The organism is Paenibacillus aquistagni (assembly GCF_900177815.1).
In the GTDB taxonomy this organism is placed as follows: domain Bacteria; phylum Bacillota; class Bacilli; order Paenibacillales; family Paenibacillaceae; genus Paenibacillus_B; species Paenibacillus_B aquistagni.
This window is the reverse complement of the sequence record NZ_FXAZ01000001.1, coordinates 906,371-924,498: the sequence shown is the minus strand read 5'-3', so window position 1 is coordinate 924,498 and position 18,128 is coordinate 906,371. Positions and strand designations below refer to the sequence as shown.

The following is an 18,128-nucleotide window of genomic DNA, read 5'->3' as shown; positions in this document are numbered from 1 at the left end:
CTAGATATCCCCGATATTACAGTTCCATTCTTTTTGCCAATGAAGTCACCTACGATACCTGATCATGCTGCTTAGATGACGTTTCTTGTTTTCCGCTCTTTTTCAACATGCTGCCCAAGAGATAAACGATGATGAACAGCACCATAAAGGCAGCAGAGCATTGATACATCGTGGAGTAATTCGTCATGGATGAGATCACGCCTAATAGCAGCGCTCCTCCTGCCACGCCTAGGTCCGTGGAATTATAGAACATGCTGTTCGCCATGCTGTGCTGAGCATGCGGCACTAGACGAAGCATCCATGCTTGAATCGTCGGCTGAATCGCCCCGAAGCCAAGACCATACATTAAGGCTGACACAATCAGCATATAGATAGAGGTCGTCATAGACAGCACGACCATGCTTGCTATTACACATAAGCTGGCTGGAATCAGAACAGCGCCATGTCCCTTGCTGTCAAAGACGCGTCCAGAGATCGGGCGTATTAAAATAATCGTTACAGCATTGAATAAAAAGAATAACCCTACCTGTTCTAGATGAAGCTCTTGTCCGTATAGTGCGATAAAGCTCAGCACACCACTGTACGTAACCGACAGCAAGGTATTGAGCACAGCGGGCGCAATCAGCTTGCCATTAAAGGATTGCTTGGGGTGCAAGCTCATCCCAAGCCTTGCACTTTCCTGTCTAGGATCTTTTGGCATGGAACGCGTTAGGAGCATGACCGGGATGATGATAAGGGCTGCTGTCATGCCAAGCACAGATAATGTGCCAAATCCCGCATGATTCATCACATTAAGACCAATCATCGGTCCGATCGACATTGCAAGGCTTGTGGACAACCCAAAGTAGCCGATCCCTTCTCCCATTCTGGTTCGAGGTATGATCTGTGAGACAAGTGTAGGAATAATCGTACTAGATATTCCAAAGCCAAGACCATAAAGAACACGCAGCAGCAGCAGGGATTTAATCGTGTCAGCCAACACATATACGCCTGTTGTGACTCCTGCTATGATCAGTCCAGCAAACAGCAGCCATGAGCGTGGAATGCGCTTCAACAGCTCGGCCGTCAAAAATCTGGATATGATCGCTGAAACTGCAAATAAGCTCGTGACCAAACTTACTGTAATATCATCGGCTTGAAAATGATTTTTGACGTGAGCTGGAAAGGAAGAGAGCAGCATTTGCAAATTAAGAAACAATAAAAATGAACAAAACGTTAAGCAAACAAATGACTTGGACCATAATCTAGGTGCAGTGTCTTGCAATGAATATCTCCCCTATTCCTTATCCTGCAGCATCGCAAAATGCGCATTAATCTGTTTTAACAGCACAATGAGATGATTGTACTCTTCATCTGTCATCACATGCTTCACTTCATCAATGATCTCCATCTCGTATGTAATCGTTTCTTTAATGATTGCTCGCCCCTTTTCTGTAGGCACAACAAGAACGGATCGCTTATCCTTTTCTCCAATCTGCCGTTGTATAAGGCCCTTCTGTTCAAGGTGCTGAAGCAGCCGTGATGTGGTCGGCTTATCCTTTCCTGTCCGATTCCCAATTTCTTTTTGTATAAGACCATGCTCGCTAACCACTTGATAGAGCACAGACCATTGCTCAGGCGTTATATCGTAAGGCTTCAACTTTTGCATAAATCGATTAGAGATATGGCGGTATGCGATTCCTAACAAAAATCCAGCAGACCGCTCCAAATATTGATGATCCACAGCAATACCTTCCCTTACTTTAATTCTAAACTAATTAGTTGCCTAGACAACTATATCTGATTTTTATTGAATTTGTCAATATAGCAACATTTTTTAGCGTTATAGCAACAATTCGAGAGCGCCCACCACGATATAATGAAGGCAAATTCCTTACGGGGGTGCTCGATCATGGTCAAAACCACAGGAAGCGATACCGCTCTTCCTCAGCGGAGCTATTGTCAACTTCTTAGCAAGCTGGAAGCAAAGACGGAGCAGATGGTTATGCAGCTCGGTGACCGCTGCCCGCATGTCGCCGGCGCTGATGGCAAATATGATGATACGAATGTTGCCTGGTGGACATCCGGCTTCTGGCCCGGATTATGCTGGATCATGTACGACATGACAGGAGATCAGCGTTACAAGGAGAAAGCGTCGGGGTGGGAACAACGATTTGCAACCTGCTTCGGACACTATCCTCCCGTGCTCCATCACGATGTCGGCTTTCAATTTTTGTTAACAGCTGTATTGAATTATGAGATCACAGGCGACGAAGAAGCACGAAGGATCGGGATGCAAGCAGCCGACACCTTGGCAAGCCGCTTTAATCCGCAGGGACGTTTTATTCGAGCATGGAATGGGGATTTGTATGGCTGGGCCATTATTGATTGCATGATGAATCTGTCACTCTTAATATGGGCAAGCCGTGTGTCAGGCGACCCCAGGTATAAGCATATTGCAGTACAGCATGCGGACACCTTTCTACAGTATGGCATTCGAGAGGATGGCTCTTGCTGCCACATTCTCTCGTTCGATCCAGCGAGCGGAGAATTTATTGAAGCGATTGGCGGCCAAGGGTACGGCCCGCATTCTGCTTGGAGCCGCGGCAATGCGTGGGCATTATACGGATTCATTAATATGCACCGCCACACAGGAGAAGCGCGCTACCTGCAAGCGGCCAAGCGCATAGCACACTACTTCACTGCCAATCTGCCAGCCGATGGAGTCCCATACTGGGACTTCCGAGCGGATGCACTGGATCCGGAACTTAGAGACAGCTCAGCAGGTGCGATTGCAGCTTCTGGACTGCTTGAGATAGCAGCATGCGTGCCTCCAGCAGAGCAGCAGCTTTACCATGCAGCCGCAGAGCGCATTATGACAGGGCTGACAGAGCATTATGCCACTTGGGATCAGCCGGAACACGAGGCCATTCTAATCGGCGGCACTGGACATAGGCCGGCAGAGCAGAATGTGAATGTATCCTTGATCTATGGGGACTATTATTATGTAGAAGCGATCGCCAAGCTGAACAACTGGCAGAGGCACATTTTCTAGAACAAGTGAACACAGGTTGCAGACATCTTACATGAACATGCCATAGATGATGATCAAGGGGGACCTAGCGTCCTCCTTTCTTGCGATATTGGAACGGCGTAACGCCTATATGCTTCTTAAAGGTTTGAATAAAATAAGAGGCATTGGTGAGCCCGACTCGTCTCGTAATCTCTTCAACAGAACATTCGCTTGCTTCAAGAAGCCTGCATGCTTCCTTTAATCTTCGCGCAAGCAGATAGGAGGAAATGCTGCTCCCCGTCTCTTGCTTAAATACGCGGGATAGATGGGATTTGGAGAGATGAATTTCTTTTGCCAGCACCCCAAGATCAAAGGGCTCCTGATAGTGCTCCTCCATCCATTTCATGATCCGCTCCGAATCCTTCTTTATTCGTTTAATGCTCCTATCACTTGTACCCCCTTCGTGATCCTGATCAGCGGCCTGCACCATGCGGAGCAGCTGAACCAAGCATAACCACGCATCTTCCTCATGCTGCAGCGTCGAGAACGATGCAGGATTACCTAGCAGCATCGCAAATAATGAATCGATCATAGGAAGATAAGCTGACAGAGAAAAGGAAGATTGTCCATTCTGCGTCTGAAAGAGCTTTGTAACAAACCGTCTCAGCAGTGGGAAATCCCTCAGCTTCTGCTCAAGCCTATTGGGGTCAACGTAGATAATTGAACGGACATAGGGATGCTCAGGCGTTATTTGGGCATGCACGCGATGCAGCTCAAACGGACGGAATAAAAACAGCATGCCCTGCTCCATCTCATAGCGCTTATGGTTCACAATGACGCTTCCCTGCCCCTGATGAACGAGCAATAGCTCACAGCAAGAATGCCAATGATAATAGCCTGCAAAAGGCTGCTCCGTTATTCTCTTAATAGTCCACTGCATATCGCTTGAATGAAGCATAACGGGACTTAAGCGCAATCGACACTCCTCCAACGATTCCTTTTTTATGGCTTATATGTTCAATGCTCTATATCCTCTTGATAGTCATCATTCTACCACAAGCAGTCATAGGTGTACGCTAAACTTCCTTCATGAATCCACCTACAATGGAATAGTAGATAAATATAGCAAGCCTGTCAGCTCATTAAATGATTGGAGGGTTCAAAGATGGAGTTTACGCTGAGCATGTGGAGTGTTCATCGCACAACAAGAGAGCATCAGTGGACGGTGCTTGATTTTCTATCCTATTGCCATGATCAAGGGATAAAGCAAGTTGAACTGCTTGATGTGTTCTGGAAGGATGTCGATGAAGAGCTTCCTGATGTTAAAAGCTATTTGGACCAGCACGACATGAAAGCGATAAGCTATGCAGTATCGAATGACTTTGTGAATCAGGATCCTGCTCTAAGACAAGCTGCTTTGGACAAAATCACATGCGCCTTCCCCATCGCTATCGCGCTCGAAGCGAAGGTTATTCGAGTATTCTCTGGCAATTTGAATGGTGACATCGCCTATGAAGAGGCTCAACAGTGGATTGTGGAAGGATTGTCTAGCGCAGCCAATGAGGCTGAGAGATTAGGGCTTACTTTATGTCTTGAGAACCATGGGCTGCTCGCTGGCACGGGGACTCAAATTCAGTCCATTATCGATCAAGTGGCTTCTCCCGCACTTCGCTCTACCTTCGACACAGGCAATTTCCTGCTCGTAGACGAGAATCCACTTGAAGCCTTGCATAAGCTGCTGCCTTACATCCATCATGTTCATCTCAAGGACTTTGCGGTAACCGAAGGCGGCCGTTACCGTTCATTAAGCGGCCTTGCCTACGAGGGGCGCGTGCTAGGTGAAGGAATCGCTCAGATTGAGCCGATCCTACGTGCGCTGCATGACTATGGCTATTCCAATGGCATCGTGCTGGAGTATGAAGGACTGGAGGATGAGCGAACAGGAATTCAACAATGCTTGGCTGCATTTCAGAACATGATGCAGCGAATGGAGGTTAAACGATGACACATGTAAGAGAACGCTGCTTACAAGCAGATCTGGTCATTCTCGGCGGAGGGACAGGAGGCACTGCGGCTGCGTATGCAGCGCTGCGGGCAGGCAAAACCGTCATTATGACAGAGGAAACCGCCTGGATTGGCGGACAATTGACCAGTCAAGCGGTTCCCCCTGACGAGCATCCTTGGATTGAATCCTTCGGTTGCACCCGCAGCTACAGGCAATTCAGGGATCAAGTTCGCGCTTACTATCGGGATTACTTTCCCATGCAGCCCGCTTCAAGAGCACAGGCTCAGTTGAATCCAGGCAATGGCACCGTAAGCCGATTGTGCCATGAGCCTCGCGCAGCCTTGGCAGTGCTTGAGCAGATGCTCGCCCCTTACATTCATAGCGGCAAGCTGCTTGTGCTGCACAAGCATGTTCTAGTACAGGCACAAGCCGCTAACCATCGAGTGGAGCATGTTATCGTAAAGTGCTTGGAAACCCATGCCACAGTTAAGCTGCAAGCTCCCTTCTACCTAGATGCAACGGAATGTGGTGATCTGCTGCCTGCAGCAGGAATTGACTATGTCACAGGCGCGGAATCGAAGGCTGAGACAGGAGAGCCTCATGCGGTGGATGGCGAGGCAATGCCTCAGGATATGCAGGGGTTCACGTATTGCTTTGCAATGGACTACATGGAGCAGGAAAACCATATTATTGAGAAACCCGCATTCTATGAGCAATGGAAGGCTTACAAGCCCTCCTTCTGGCCAGATCATCTGCTTAGCTTCACAGCGTTGAAGCCGTCAACGAACGAGCCGATTCAATATGAGCTTTTTCCAGGACATGGGCGTTTCTCTCTCTATCAATATCGGCAAATCATCGATCAAAGGCACTTTGCAGCCGGTACATTCGACAGCAACATCACGCTTGTTAACTGGCCGCAAAATGATTACTGGCTTGGCTCCGTCATTGATGTAAGTCCAGAGGATCGGGAGCAGCATTTATATATGGCCAAACAGCTCAGCCTCTCCCTGCTCTACTGGCTGCAAACCGAGGCCCCTAGACCCGATGGAGGACAAGGCTATCCAGGACTGCGCTTAAGGCCCGATGTTGTCGGGACAGCCGATGGACTCGCGATGTATCCATACATTCGCGAATCTCGCCGAATCAAGGCGGAATTCACAGTCCTTGAACAGCATGTAGCGACAGATCTTAGACCAGAAGGCAAGGCAGAATCCTTCTTTGACACCGTTGGCATCGGCTGCTATCGCATCGATCTTCATCCAAGCACGATGAATCGCCCATATATTGATATCTCATCGCTTCCCTTTGAGATTCCTCTAGGGAGCTTGATCCCTGTCAAGATGGATAATGTGCTTGCTGCGGCCAAGAACATTGGCGTCACCCATATTACGAACGGCTGCTATCGGCTTCATCCAGTGGAGTGGAATATTGGTGAAGCGGCTGCACTCTGTGCAGCATACTGCCTGAACAATAACCTAACACCGCGTGATGTTCGTCAAGATGCAAGCAAACTTGCTTCCTATCAGCAGATGCTGGTCAAATATGGCATTGAGCTGCACTGGCCTGAGACACGGCCAGTCTAAACAAGCAAAACTTCGAGGAGGATGACGATGACTATAGGTATTGGCATTATTGGCGCAGGCTCTATCTCGGAAATGCACTTGCGAGCCTATCACGAGCACCCTGAGGTGAAGCTGCTGGCCATCTGTGATCTCAATGAATCAAGAGCGCAGGCAAAAGCTGAAAAGTACAATATCCCCTATACGTATCAGGATGTTCATGAACTGCTCGCTCGCGAAGATATCGATGCGGTCAGCATCTGTACATGGAACCATTCCCATGCACAGATCAGCATCGCAGCTCTTAAGGCAGGCAAGCATGTGCTTGTTGAGAAGCCGCTCTGTACGAGTGTCGAAGATGCGCTCGCCTTGCAAGAGACCGTTAAGGCAACAGGAAAGCAGCTTCAGGTAGGCTTTGTTAGACGCTACGCCTCCAACACGCGTATCGTGCGTTCTTTTATTGAGAATGACGATATTGGGCCGATCTATTATGCCAAGGCTTCCTGCATACGCAAGCTTGGCAATCCAGGGGGCTGGTTCTCCGATAAGGAACGCTCAGGCGGAGGACCGCTCATCGACGTTGGCGTTCATGTCATCGATCTGTGCTGGTACTTGATGGGGCGTCCGAAAGTTGCTTCGATTAGCGGCAATACGTACTCGCGGCTTGGCAACCGTTCCAACATTCAGAATCTCTCCTACTACAAAGCAGCAGATTATCGCGCTGATCATAATGATGTCGAGGATATGGCCAACGCACTAATACGCTTTGAGAACGGGGCTTCGCTCATCGTAGATGTAAGCTTCACCCTTCACGCCAAGGAGGATGAACTGACCGTAAAGCTGTATGGTGAACGCGGCGGTGTTGAGCTTGAGCCCGAGCTGACTTTCATTACAGAAAAGCATAACACCATCCTCAATATGACACCGCAGATTGATCATTTAAGCTTTAACTTCCAAAAGGGCTTTCAAGATGAGATTTACCACTTTATCGAGGTCTGTGAAGGAAGAAAAGAAACGTTAAGCCCTGTTGAGGACGGGGTTGAGATGATGAAGATCTTATCCGGAATCTATGAATCAAGCCAATTGGGCAAAGAGATACAATTCCAAACAAAATAATTGAAATAGGGAAACCATTGCAGGAATTTGTTCAGTTTCTATCCATAATGCAGAACATTAACCGCCATGTACGTTTATGTGTATATTGTGCATGGCGGTTGTTCTGTTTTTCAATAGTCAGCAAGCTTTTCGCCTCCACGCATCTCTATTGTGACTATTTTCCTATTAATGTGCTAAAAATATTGTAACATTTTCTTGCACATGAAATGTTTATGTAGCATATTGCCAGATTATAGGTTCCGTGATAGTATTATGGAACTATAGATATAGGAGGTAAACATTGTGTCCATTGTTGCAATGAAAAGTCAACTTGACGCAAGAGAACTGATGATTGTCGATTCTGAAGTGAAAAGCCAAGGAAAGAATATGGGTATAGCCTATGTGCTGTGGTTTTTCTTAGGCGGCTTTGGCGGCCATCGCTTCTATATGGGCAAGACGGGGTCAGGAGTCGCACAATTGCTGCTGATGCTGGCATCTACCTTGCTTACGATTCTTCTTATTGGAGTTGTCGGTTTTATCGCGTTGGGTCTATGGGTACTTATTGACGCTTTCTTCGTACATAAGTGGGTAACAGACTATAATGTGAATGTAGAAATGAAGACGATTCAAGGGCTTCTTAATCAGCGCAGAGCCTAATTCTTACATGGTTTCGGTCCAAATAAAACCACCCGATTATGGGACGCCTCCGACACCTTTAGCTATCCGCTATCGATGTCGGGGTTGCTGTTCATAATGGGTGGTTTTTCGCTGTTATATATGCATTATGCCTGTTCTCATCTTCATTTCAAAAATATGGTTATCGCGCTTTTCGGCTCAAGTGCGAAGCTTAAGATCGCGTGCTCCTTCAAGGCAAGCGTGATGCCTTCTTCCGCTTCGCTGTCATTGAACATAACTATAGCGAGTGACTGATCAGGATTCTTGAAGGCTACTGTACGAATACAACCATTTGCTGTTGATGCACCCAAGCGCCGTGCTCCTGGTCGAATGCATTTGCTAAAATGCGCTAATGCATAGTAGTCCAGTGTATACGTTAACGCCTTCGTCTGCTGGTTAATGGTCACCACTCCGCGACACGTGCTCTTTCCGAACCCGGGCACAGTTGGACCATTTTGTTCATCCAAAGCCATATTCCACAGAATAAAGGATTGGCTGTGATTCCTTAGAATCTCAATCCCTGTACGCATCACGTTAGAGAAAGCCTCTTCAAAGGGGGGGATCCATTCTCCGCCTGAGCCTTCCGTGAAGTGAACCTCTTTATTGGGAAAAGCCTCGAAGAGCTCGGATTGAGCGGACGGATCACCTCCATACCAATGCCATGCTATACCATCCACTTCATCATAAGCTTGCTCAAGCACAGCACGAGGATAATTCGGTTCATCCCAGTTATGGTCGTAACAGAAAATCTTCGTATGCAGGTTATGCTTCAGCAGTGCGGGCTTCAGATGATACTTAATGAATTCGATCTGCTCTTCTGGGAGCATAAGCATCCCAGGATAATGCCCAGGTGAGTAGAGCGCTTCATTCTGTGGCGTAATCGCATAGATATTCAGCCCTCTCTCGGCATATGCCTGTATATATCGAACAAAGTATTCCCCATATACACCATAGCACTCAGGCTTCAGCACGCCTCCAATCATCGATCCGCTTGTCTTCATCCAGCCCGGCGGACTCCAAGGTGAAGCCATCAGCTTGATTTCGGGATTAAGCGAGGTCGCTTCAGCCAGCAAAGGAATAATATCCTCTTCATCATGCGCGATCGAGAAGTTTGCAAGCTCCAGATCTGTTTGACCTTCAGCCAGATCATTATAGCTGTAGATCTCACGCGCATAGTCAGACGCCCCCATTGGATTGCGCAGCACGGACAAGCCTATTCCTTCTTCAGGATCGAACAGCTTTCGCATGAGAGAAGCTCTCTGTTCTGGCTCCAAGACTTGATGGATCAGATACGCCGCAGAATCCGTGAAGGACGCGCCGAACCCATCCATGGTTTGATACAGCTTATCTTCATCCACGATCACTCTATTACAGGTGGAATTGGTACGGAGCGGAGTTAGCTGCTCCACTTTTTTTTGTACAAATAATGCCGCTTCACCGCTTGAATGATAGATCGTTATGTTCATCCTGATGAATCTCCTCTCACTATCTTCTTCAATATCAGATACGCTCGTTGTCTAGGTTCGTTAGCCTCCTTAGCCTCTACTGAAGTCCAAGCTTCTCCTTATTTGCCTTCATCTTTTCGTTGCGGACTTTCACAATGTCATCCCAGCTGTTCGCTGCAAGGAAGGATTTGTAATCTTCTAGATTCTTGTTAAATTCATCATCGTTCTTCGACCGAATCATACTAACCAGCGTAGTGTTCCACTTTGCATTAATCGCAGTCAATGCTCGAGCTTCCGGTGTTCCTTGATCTGGGTTGATATTTTCCAAAATAAAATGCGGCTTCAGCTTACCTTTACCCCATTCCTGCATTTGCTTGATCGACTCAGGGAAAGCATCATCGCTCAACGCTTTATGCCGGTCATGTCCGAAGAACATGAACTCACCCATGCGATATTGCTTTTTAAACGTATCCGGTTGATTTAGTTGAAGCTCCTTGACTTCTGGCAGGAACGCTACCGTGCCGTCTGTATTCTTTTGATAGGTCTCCCCTTCTACGCCGTAATTCATCAGCATTTGCCCTTCTTCGCTTAACAAATAAGTAAATACTTGAATGGCTTTGGCAGGGTCCTTACAACTCTTCGTAATAAAGCTGATCATCCAGCCCGTAATGCCGGATTGATTCAGCGTTGGCGTACGTCCTAGAGTACTCTGTGGACCGTCAATCGCAATATACTCCTTTCCCAAATTGTCGCTCATATAGATTTGCAGATTGCCTCCCTGTTGAGGCGTGCCATCAAGCAGCATCGTCGCGTATTTTCCGGCCTTCACCTTTTCTTCAAAGGTCGTGCCATCATCCGCAAAGCTATCGTCACTTATGGAGCCAGCCTTGTATGCAGCGTTCAAAGTCCTTACCCACATCAAGTAGTCTTCATCCAAATTGCGATTATAAAAGCCCCCCTGCTCTTCTAGCGGAACTCCGATAAAATCCTGGAGCGTATCCCCTAGTGATCCTGTTCCCTCTCCAATCGAGTTGAACCCGAATGGAACCAGCGATGGGAATTTGCTCTGGATCTCCTTTAGAACCGTTTGGAACTGTTCTGGCGTCCCAATGGCGGGCTTGCCTAGCGCTTCGTAGACATCTTTACGAATAACAAATGCCGTCTTGGCAGGAATATTGCCGCTGTCATAGTCAGCCTGCGTATTGGAGTAATTCGGATATCCGTAGGTCTTCCCATCCTTCAGCTGGAACCAATTCAGCGTATCCTGCGCTGCGACTGTGTTGAAATACGGATCATACTTTTCCGCAAGGTCATTTAGCGGCAATGCCCAAGTCGCTGCTTTCTGTGCCACTGGCGAGTGGGAATCAAAGGTTGTAATCAGATCCGGCATCTCTCCGCCGGCAAAGAATGTATTTAATTTAGTGTCATCTCCTGTGATGAACTTGATATGAATATTCAAGTCCTCTTTAATCTTTTTGGTGACCACATCATTGCCGAAATCAGTATTCCACCAATCTGCATTCACGTACCATGTCAGCTCTGTGAGCTCTTCCTTGGTATCGAGCTTCCAAGCTGGTGTATCCGCACGAGGTGTGTACCGTTCTTCAATCGAAATCCAGTTCTCCTTATTGGAGCTGCCGCCCCCTGAACCGCAACCGCTTACAATCAAAGCCAGAACTATCATGATTGTAAGAAGCAGAAGTCCCTGTTTCCGCAAACCATTGTGTTTTTGTGATCCATTGTTCATCTTCATCATTTTGTTCCCCTCCTTAACATTTCGCTTCATCATCAAAGCACGTTTTTTTGTACATGAGAAAATCTGTTTTAAACGAAGAACCGCTATTCTTTCATTGCCCCAAGCATCATTCCGGAGATAAAGTATTTTTGCAGAATGGGATACATCACAACAATTGGCATCGTTGTAATCACAATCGTGGCGAGCTGAACGCCCTTGGTCGTCGTCTCAATTGCAAACGAGCCGCTGTTCTGCATCGATTGAGTCTGAGACTGCACAATGATCTCGTACAGCTTCATCTGCAGCGGATACAGGGACTGATCTGTGATGTAGAGCTTTGTTGTCATAAAGTCATTCCACTGCCCAACGCCATTGAACAAGGCGATTGTGGCAATCGCTGGCATTGATAGAGGAATCATGATGTATAGAAAGATTCTCCAATCGCCCGCTCCATCGATCTTGGCTGATTCTTCAAGTGAATCTGGCACATTTCTGAAGAAATTCATTAAAATAATGACATCATAAAAGCTTAAGAGTGCTGGAATGATATAAACCCAGAAGCTGTTCAACAGCCCCAAGGACTTTATAAGCAGATAAGTAGGAATCATGCCGCCAGAAAAAAACATGGTAATGACCCCCATGGTCATATACAGCTTTCTGCCGCGAACGTATTTCTTGCTTAAGCCATAGCCAACCATCGCACAGAAGAACACGTGAGTCACAACCCCGATGACTGTTTTGGACACCGAGATTAAAAAGGATTGCCAAATGCTCTCATCCCGGAATACAGCTCGATAGTTTTCCAATGAAAATTCCGAAGGCCAGAAGAGAAAGCCGCCTTCAGCTAGCGCTCTGCCTGAACTGAATGATGAGACGACCACATTCCATAATGGAACTAGAATGACAATCGTAAATAAGGACAGCAGGATCATGTTGACCAGATCGAACATTCGACTGTCTAAATCCCCTCTCGCTGCTTTCAGATTCACCTGTATGCCTCCTTAGGTCCTATAAGACAGATTGGTTGTCATTTAATCTACTGGTTACTTTGTTAGCGGTCACGAGCAGAATAACAGATACGATCGAGACTCCAAGACCGACCGCCGTTGCATAGGAGAAGTCACCCTGTGTCATCCCCATACGGTAAACATAAGAGTTGATTACCTCTGCCTTCTCTCTGTTCTGCGAATTCATGAGCACAAGTGTTTGATCCAAGTTGGAGCCTAGCAATCCACTAATGGTCAATATTAAATTCAAATTAATGATCGTCTTCATGTTAGGAAGCGTAATGTTCCATATTTGTCGAAGCCGGCTAGCACCGTCGATCTTCGCAGCTTCATAATAGGTAGGGTCAATCTTCGCCATAATGGCAAGATACAGAATCGTTCCCCAGCCTGCCTCCTTCCATATGTCTGATAAGGTGGCGATCCACCAATATTTATTTGGGTCGAGCAATATATTTTGAGGTTGTGAGATGATCCCTAAGCTTAACAGCAATTGATTGAATAATCCGGATGTAGAGAACCACGTAATGAGCATCCCGCCCAGTACGATCCAAGATAAAAAGTGAGGCAGATATGAGATGGTTTGCACAAATTTTTTGAAGCGTCCTATGCTTACTTCATAGATCATAATCGCGAGAATAATGGGGATAACAAAGCCAATCGCCAGCTTGAGAAAGCTGATGCCTAGCGTATTGATAACGGCATCCCAGAAATACTTGTCGGTCATAATGATCTTGAAATTATAAAGTCCCACCCATGGCGCAGTGTCCAGGGTATCGATAACGGTATAGCTCTTAAACGCAATCGACAAACCATAGATCGGGATGTAGCAGAAGATGATCATAAAGATGACTCCTGGCAGAATCATCGACTGCAATTCCCATTGTCTGAAGAAATCCGTTAGAAAGGCTTTTGCCCTTTGGTTCAACGGTTTTTTTGCGCCGAGCTGACCCACGGCTGCTCTATTCACCTGCATCTCCTCCTTAAGCGCTTTCAAAATAATAAAAACGTTTTTATATCCGTTTATAGATCCCCCCTATGTATAGTCTAATTAAGAGCATGTACATTTGAATTCGTTAAGGTCAAAAGACCCGGCAACACTCGCTATCTATACCGGGTCATGTCTTCCACTTTTGACTTGACTGGAACCGCGCACAACAAGTTCAACATCTAATCGTTCCACCGTGCCTTGCTCTTTCTTCTGAATCATGCGGATCAAGTGATTAACAACTAGGATGCCTTGTCTTGCAATTTGATTTCGTACGGTCGTCAAGGGCGGTGAAAAATACGGTGCAATGTCGATGTCATCAAAGCCGACGACGCTAATATCCCTAGGCACCTCATAGCCTTGAGACTTCAAAGCCCGGATACAGCCGATGGCGCTCAAGTCATTACCAGCCAAGAAGGCATCGGGCACTTTGTCAGGATGCATATGTAGAAAAGATTTCACCGCGTTGTAAGAGCCTTCCTCTTCAAAATACCCTTGCAAGAAATAATCTTGATCGATCGGGAAGTTCGCCTCTTGCAGGGCAGCCACATAACCTTCTCGCCTCTCTACACTGTCAAACATCGTATCCACGCCGGATATGTAGGCAATCTTTCGATGCCCTAAGTTAATGAGATACTTTGTCGCCTCATAACCGCCCTCGAAGGAGTTGAAGATGATGCTTCCCATTGTCTCATTTTGAACAACTCGATCAAGGAAGACGGCTTTGATCTTGTTTTTCGCCATAACGGCGATATCATGGTCATTGATCTTCAGCTCTTCGAAGATTATAACTCCGTCCACTCTGCCGCCTAGAATATTATTCATAATTACTTGTTTGTCCTTGGTAACGAGCACGCTTAAGCCATAGCCTAGTCGATCACACTCCCGAGACATTGATTCCACCAAGGTGTAAAAATAAGGCCCCGCCACACTTGTTGTGAAGAAGCCGAGCAATTTGGTCTTACCTGACTTCAACAGCTTGCCGTTCAGATTCGGCACGTAATTCAAGCGTTCTGCCACTTCAAGCACATGCTTCTTCGTCTCTGGTGTCAACACATCGACATTGTTCAGCGCATTGGATACCGTTGAAATGGAGACACCTGCTTCTCTTGCCACATCTTTAATCGTTACCTTGCCCATATGTTAATCCTCTTCCATAAAAACGTTTTTATGAGCACATCATACTATAAAAACGTTTTCAAAGCAATCCTTATTTTATGTCTTCAAAATTTAGCGATCCTCATTACAGAAATGTTCATTCCACTAAAAAAGACGGCTCTTCAACCAAGATTTGAGCATGAGAGAGCCGTCTGTCCTTTTCTATTGACTTAATCTGCAAATATTTTATTTACCGAATGCCATTTCAACTCAAGCAGGATCGGTGGATAATAAATAGGCTGTATCCAGCTATAGCTGCCATCGGCTTGCAGATTCCCAAGACGCATGGTGCCATCGCTTGCCTGCCGCAGCCGCCATTGTCCACTGGCGCAGCTCTCTCCGGCTTCGATACGGCGCACTGCTTCATCAAACGAGAATTCTTCACCTTTATTGCGCTCAATTGCCGCTAACGCTTCTTCATGTTGCCGTTCCAGTTCTGCTTCTCTATCCTTGTTGCTTACTTCCGAATCCCATAGCAATTCAAACTCAAAACCCTTCAGGCCACTTACCTCAATCGCTTCTTTGAATGTATCTGTGACAAATACATACAATCTTTTGAACTCAGGTATTTTAAAGATCGGGTATTGCGCCACTATTTCCGGCCAAATCTATCATAAAGCTTCGTCCAAATACTCAAACAATGCTTATAGTAGGAATTAACTACTACCATGATTTCAAGCGCTTTAATTTTAAATTTATCCGTTCGTGTAGTGTCCACCTTTTTCACATAATTTTACCATATAGTCCAAGCAGCTTCTCCCAATTTTATGGTTATAATTTAGCGAAAAACTCGAATCATGTGAAACTTATGATCTCTAATGTTTGTGTATCTGCTATTCATCCAAAAAGAAAGAGGCGATCTAAGCAGTTGTTTGGACTCCAACCACAGATCGCCATATAATCTTAAATATCAAACTTACTCACGACACGATATACAAGTATCTTCTGTTAAGTACTGATTCCTAACGCTTATCTATTGGTATACCAATCGTTCGCCTGCTTCACCATGTCTTTGCCGCCTTCGGCGTACCACTGCTCCAAGACCTGATCATAATTCGCAACAGGCTCAGCGCCCGTAATAAACTTCAGCACATTGTCATCGAGAAGCTTCATGAGCTTCAGCTTATTTTTGTTCACCGCATCAATTGGCGGAGCAAGCGACATAGGATCAATCACGAGATGGCCTTCTGCTTCCTTCTGGAACGCTTCAAAGTACGATTGCAGGATCGGCTCCTTGCGCACCCTTGCCTGCCAGTATTCAGGATACTTATGTTCATCCGTACCCGTCATGTAAGAACTTCCGTTTGTCAGATCCTCATTGAATTTCGGTAATATCGGGTAATACTTTCCGTCTTTGAGCTCATGATGCACGCCCTCATCGCCGATCGCAAGTCCCTTGAACACATCAGGCGCAAGCTTCGCATTCAAGAGCTTCATCGCTTCTTCCTTGTGTTTGGAGGCTTTGGGAATCGCAATGAACCACGTAATGCCGGTGTTGATGCCTACACTCGCTTTACCATCCGCATCCTGCAAATACGGGATCACAGACAGCTTGGCATCAGGGAAGTTCTGCTTTAACGAATTGACCGTATTGGTGGAGTTCCACCAAGCGAGCTTATACATTGCTGCCTTGCCACTTGTAAACTTCTCAATCGCCTTGGCTGCCGTATTAATCGGCATCTCCTGATCAATCAGTCCTTCTTCATACAACCGGTTCATGTAGCTCAGGAATTCCTTCATTCTCGGATGCTCCGCCTTATGAACAAGCTTGCCATTCTGGTCCTCCCAATCGTTTACAATGCCGAAGGCGCTGGCAATATCGCCGTAGATGGAATCCTTCGCTCCTGTAAGCGGTACGATCTGTTTTTTCTCTTTGATCGTCTTCAGCACCGTGTACAGTTCTTCCGGATTCTTCGGCGCTTCTAATCCCAGCTCATCCATCCAATCCTGTCGGACGACAAGCGCTTCCCCGGCACTGGCGCCAGAACCTGCCTCCGGAATGGCGTATATTTTGCCATCAATCGTAGCACTGCCCCATGTTGAATCCTTAATTGCCGACTTGATATAATCGCCATGCTCATCAATTAGTTCATCCAGCGGCTCCAATGCTCCGGATGAGGCGAGCTGATAGAATTGACCGGAGCTTAACTTCATTATGTCAATCGGTTCCTTGTTCGCCACCAGCAAATTCAGCTTCTCATCAAAGTTCTCAGCAGGAAGCATCTCATAGTTGACCTGAACCCCTGTTTTCTCTTGAATATACGAAGCCATAAAATCCTTATTTGGATCAAAACGACTGTAAGGCATCAGCATGCGAAGACCGCTGTTCTTGCCTTTTCCACTAGATGACGAACCGTCTGATGAACAGCCAAACATCGATAAGCTCAGGAGTAGCGCCAGCAACGTTAGACCTACCTTACGCTTCATACTTGATTCCCCCTATAATTTAGACTCGTTTCAACATTCCACCTGCAGCCATGCTCTTGACCTTTCCTCACCTCCTTCAGCGAATCGAAGATTAGCCTTTGACCGAGCCGATAAGGACACCTTTTACAAAGTACTTTTGCAAGAACGGATACACGAGCAGAATAGGAAGCGTAGCAAGCAGGATGGATGCGGCTTGGATAGACTGCGGTGTCGTATTCAGCGCGGCATCAACCCGATCCTTGAGAAAATCATTGCTCGAAGCGACAAGCATTTCCTTCAAAAAGAGCTGCAGCGGCTTGATCTCTGGATTCGATATATAGATCATGGCAGCAAAATAGTCATTCCAGTATTGAACGGCGAAGAAGAGACCAATCGTTGCTAGAACAGGCAAGGACAGCGGCAGCACAATCGAGACTAGAATGCGTAGATGCCCTGCGCCATCTATCTTGGCTGACTCCTCAAGGCTCTCAGGAAGTCCCTCAAAGTAGTTTTTAATAAGCAGCAAATAAAAGATATTCACCATTCCCGGCAGAAACAATACGCCGATCGAATTCACAAGCTTAAGCTCTTGCATTAAGAGATACGTGGGGATCAGGCCGCCGCTGAACAGCATCGTGAAAATGAAGTACAGCAAGAACCACTTTCTCCCTCTTAATCTAAGCTTCGACAGCGGGTAAGCTGTTAGGGTGGTGAACAGGAGCCCGAGCAGCGTGCCCAGCACTGTAACGATGACAGATGTGCGAAACGATTGAATGAATAAAATATCCTGCAGCACATATCGATATGTGCCTATCTGGAAGCCAATCGGAAACAAATTGACGCTGCCCGATACGACTGCTGCCTCACTGCTGAACGACTTTGCGATCAGATTGACAAAGGGTATGAGCGTGGTCAGCCCCATCCCGATAAAGAAGCAGATATTAAAAATTTGAAACAGCCGTTCGCCTAGACTCCCCTTGTCACGAGATGACGATCTCTTTCTTGCGGGTGTCTTTCTAATAGAAGCCTGTTCTTGTTTTAAGCGGGTGTCCATGAGTTTTCCTCC

16 protein-coding genes are annotated in these 18,128 nt (G+C 46.6%); 5 read left to right on the top strand and 11 right to left on the bottom strand.

All coding sequences use genetic code 11. The annotated features are described in order from the left end of the window. Window positions 1-49: 49 nt before the first annotated feature. A complete protein-coding gene (locus tag B9Y93_RS04250; RefSeq protein WP_085493082.1) occupies window positions 50-1,264 on the bottom strand; it encodes an MFS transporter in 1,215 nt (404 codons plus the stop codon). 12 nt (window positions 1,265-1,276) lie between these two features. After that, on the bottom strand, window positions 1,277-1,723 hold the full coding sequence (locus tag B9Y93_RS04245; RefSeq protein ID WP_244903281.1) for a MarR family winged helix-turn-helix transcriptional regulator: 447 nt from the start codon (window positions 1,721-1,723) through the stop codon (window positions 1,277-1,279). Window positions 1,724-1,891: 168 nt separating this feature from the next. Between B9Y93_RS04245 and B9Y93_RS04240 the strand changes: the two genes are divergently transcribed. Further along, window positions 1,892-3,034 carry a glycoside hydrolase family 88 protein gene (locus B9Y93_RS04240; RefSeq protein ID WP_176228835.1) on the top strand — a complete coding sequence of 381 codons (1,143 nt, stop codon included), beginning with the start codon at window positions 1,892-1,894 and terminating at the stop codon, window positions 3,032-3,034. 64 nt (window positions 3,035-3,098) lie between these two features. On the opposite strand, the gene B9Y93_RS04235 is transcribed toward B9Y93_RS04240, so the two are convergent. After that, on the bottom strand, window positions 3,099-3,968 hold the full coding sequence (locus B9Y93_RS04235; protein ID WP_085493080.1) for an AraC family transcriptional regulator: 870 nt from the start codon (window positions 3,966-3,968) through the stop codon (window positions 3,099-3,101). 189 nt (window positions 3,969-4,157) lie between these two features. Between B9Y93_RS04235 and B9Y93_RS04230 the strand changes: the two genes are divergently transcribed. The 4 genes from B9Y93_RS04230 (at window position 4,158) to B9Y93_RS04215 (ending at window position 8,308) form a co-directional block, all read left to right on the top strand. Next, window positions 4,158-4,997 carry a sugar phosphate isomerase/epimerase family protein gene (locus tag B9Y93_RS04230; protein WP_085493079.1) on the top strand — a complete coding sequence of 280 codons (840 nt, stop codon included), beginning with the start codon at window positions 4,158-4,160 and terminating at the stop codon, window positions 4,995-4,997. Beyond that, window positions 4,994-6,580, top strand: coding sequence for an FAD-dependent oxidoreductase (locus tag B9Y93_RS04225; protein ID WP_085493078.1), 1,587 nt, complete (start codon window positions 4,994-4,996; stop codon window positions 6,578-6,580). The genes B9Y93_RS04230 and B9Y93_RS04225 overlap by 4 nt, the downstream gene beginning before the upstream one ends. A gap of 27 nt (window positions 6,581-6,607) precedes the next feature. Further along, window positions 6,608-7,672: a Gfo/Idh/MocA family protein gene (locus tag B9Y93_RS04220; protein ID WP_425320329.1), complete on the top strand. Its 1,065-nt coding sequence runs from the start codon at window positions 6,608-6,610 to the stop codon at window positions 7,670-7,672. A gap of 282 nt (window positions 7,673-7,954) precedes the next feature. Then, window positions 7,955-8,308 (top strand): TM2 domain-containing protein, encoded by a 354-nt coding sequence (locus tag B9Y93_RS04215; RefSeq protein ID WP_306456671.1) that lies wholly within the window; start codon window positions 7,955-7,957, stop codon window positions 8,306-8,308. A gap of 143 nt (window positions 8,309-8,451) precedes the next feature. On the opposite strand, the gene B9Y93_RS04210 is transcribed toward B9Y93_RS04215, so the two are convergent. The 8 genes from B9Y93_RS04210 to B9Y93_RS04175 all read right to left on the bottom strand — a co-directional run bounded on the left by B9Y93_RS04210 (window position 8,452) and on the right by B9Y93_RS04175 (window position 18,116). Continuing rightward, window positions 8,452-9,792, bottom strand: a complete 1,341-nt coding sequence (locus B9Y93_RS04210; RefSeq protein WP_085493076.1) for a glycoside hydrolase family 30 protein — start codon at window positions 9,790-9,792, stop codon at window positions 8,452-8,454. Window positions 9,793-9,868: 76 nt separating this feature from the next. Then, a complete protein-coding gene (locus B9Y93_RS04205) occupies window positions 9,869-11,527 on the bottom strand; it encodes a type 2 periplasmic-binding domain-containing protein (protein WP_085493075.1) in 1,659 nt (552 codons plus the stop codon). A gap of 83 nt (window positions 11,528-11,610) precedes the next feature. Continuing rightward, window positions 11,611-12,495: a carbohydrate ABC transporter permease gene (locus tag B9Y93_RS04200; RefSeq protein WP_085493074.1), complete on the bottom strand. Its 885-nt coding sequence runs from the start codon at window positions 12,493-12,495 to the stop codon at window positions 11,611-11,613. Window positions 12,496-12,514: 19 nt separating this feature from the next. Then, a complete protein-coding gene (locus B9Y93_RS04195) occupies window positions 12,515-13,480 on the bottom strand; it encodes an ABC transporter permease (protein ID WP_244903280.1) in 966 nt (321 codons plus the stop codon). 138 nt (window positions 13,481-13,618) lie between these two features. Further along, window positions 13,619-14,638: a LacI family DNA-binding transcriptional regulator gene (locus B9Y93_RS04190; RefSeq protein WP_085493073.1), complete on the bottom strand. Its 1,020-nt coding sequence runs from the start codon at window positions 14,636-14,638 to the stop codon at window positions 13,619-13,621. 188 nt (window positions 14,639-14,826) lie between these two features. Further along, window positions 14,827-15,207, bottom strand: coding sequence for a hypothetical protein (locus B9Y93_RS04185; protein WP_085493072.1), 381 nt, complete (start codon window positions 15,205-15,207; stop codon window positions 14,827-14,829). Between the two features lie 418 nt (window positions 15,208-15,625). Beyond that, on the bottom strand, window positions 15,626-17,083 hold the full coding sequence (locus B9Y93_RS04180) for an extracellular solute-binding protein (RefSeq protein ID WP_085493071.1): 1,458 nt from the start codon (window positions 17,081-17,083) through the stop codon (window positions 15,626-15,628). A gap of 91 nt (window positions 17,084-17,174) precedes the next feature. Continuing rightward, on the bottom strand, window positions 17,175-18,116 hold the full coding sequence (locus B9Y93_RS04175; protein WP_085493070.1) for a carbohydrate ABC transporter permease: 942 nt from the start codon (window positions 18,114-18,116) through the stop codon (window positions 17,175-17,177). Window positions 18,117-18,128: the final 12 nt, after the last annotated feature.

Coding starts and splice junctions, on each gene's coding strand:
- B9Y93_RS04240 (WP_176228835.1), top strand. CDS start 1,892: ATGGTCAAAACCACAGGAAGCGATACCGCTCTTCCTCAGCGGAGCTAT.
- B9Y93_RS04230 (WP_085493079.1), top strand. CDS start 4,158: ATGGAGTTTACGCTGAGCATGTGGAGTGTTCATCGCACAACAAGAGAG.
- B9Y93_RS04225 (WP_085493078.1), top strand. CDS start 4,994: ATGACACATGTAAGAGAACGCTGCTTACAAGCAGATCTGGTCATTCTC.
- B9Y93_RS04220 (WP_425320329.1), top strand. CDS start 6,608: ATGACTATAGGTATTGGCATTATTGGCGCAGGCTCTATCTCGGAAATG.
- B9Y93_RS04210 (WP_085493076.1), bottom strand. CDS start 9,792: ATGAACATAACGATCTATCATTCAAGCGGTGAAGCGGCATTATTTGTA.
- B9Y93_RS04205 (WP_085493075.1), bottom strand. CDS start 11,527: ATGATGAAGATGAACAATGGATCACAAAAACACAATGGTTTGCGGAAA.
- B9Y93_RS04190 (WP_085493073.1), bottom strand. CDS start 14,638: ATGGGCAAGGTAACGATTAAAGATGTGGCAAGAGAAGCAGGTGTCTCC.
- B9Y93_RS04180 (WP_085493071.1), bottom strand. CDS start 17,083: ATGAAGCGTAAGGTAGGTCTAACGTTGCTGGCGCTACTCCTGAGCTTA.
- B9Y93_RS04175 (WP_085493070.1), bottom strand. CDS start 18,116: ATGGACACCCGCTTAAAACAAGAACAGGCTTCTATTAGAAAGACACCC.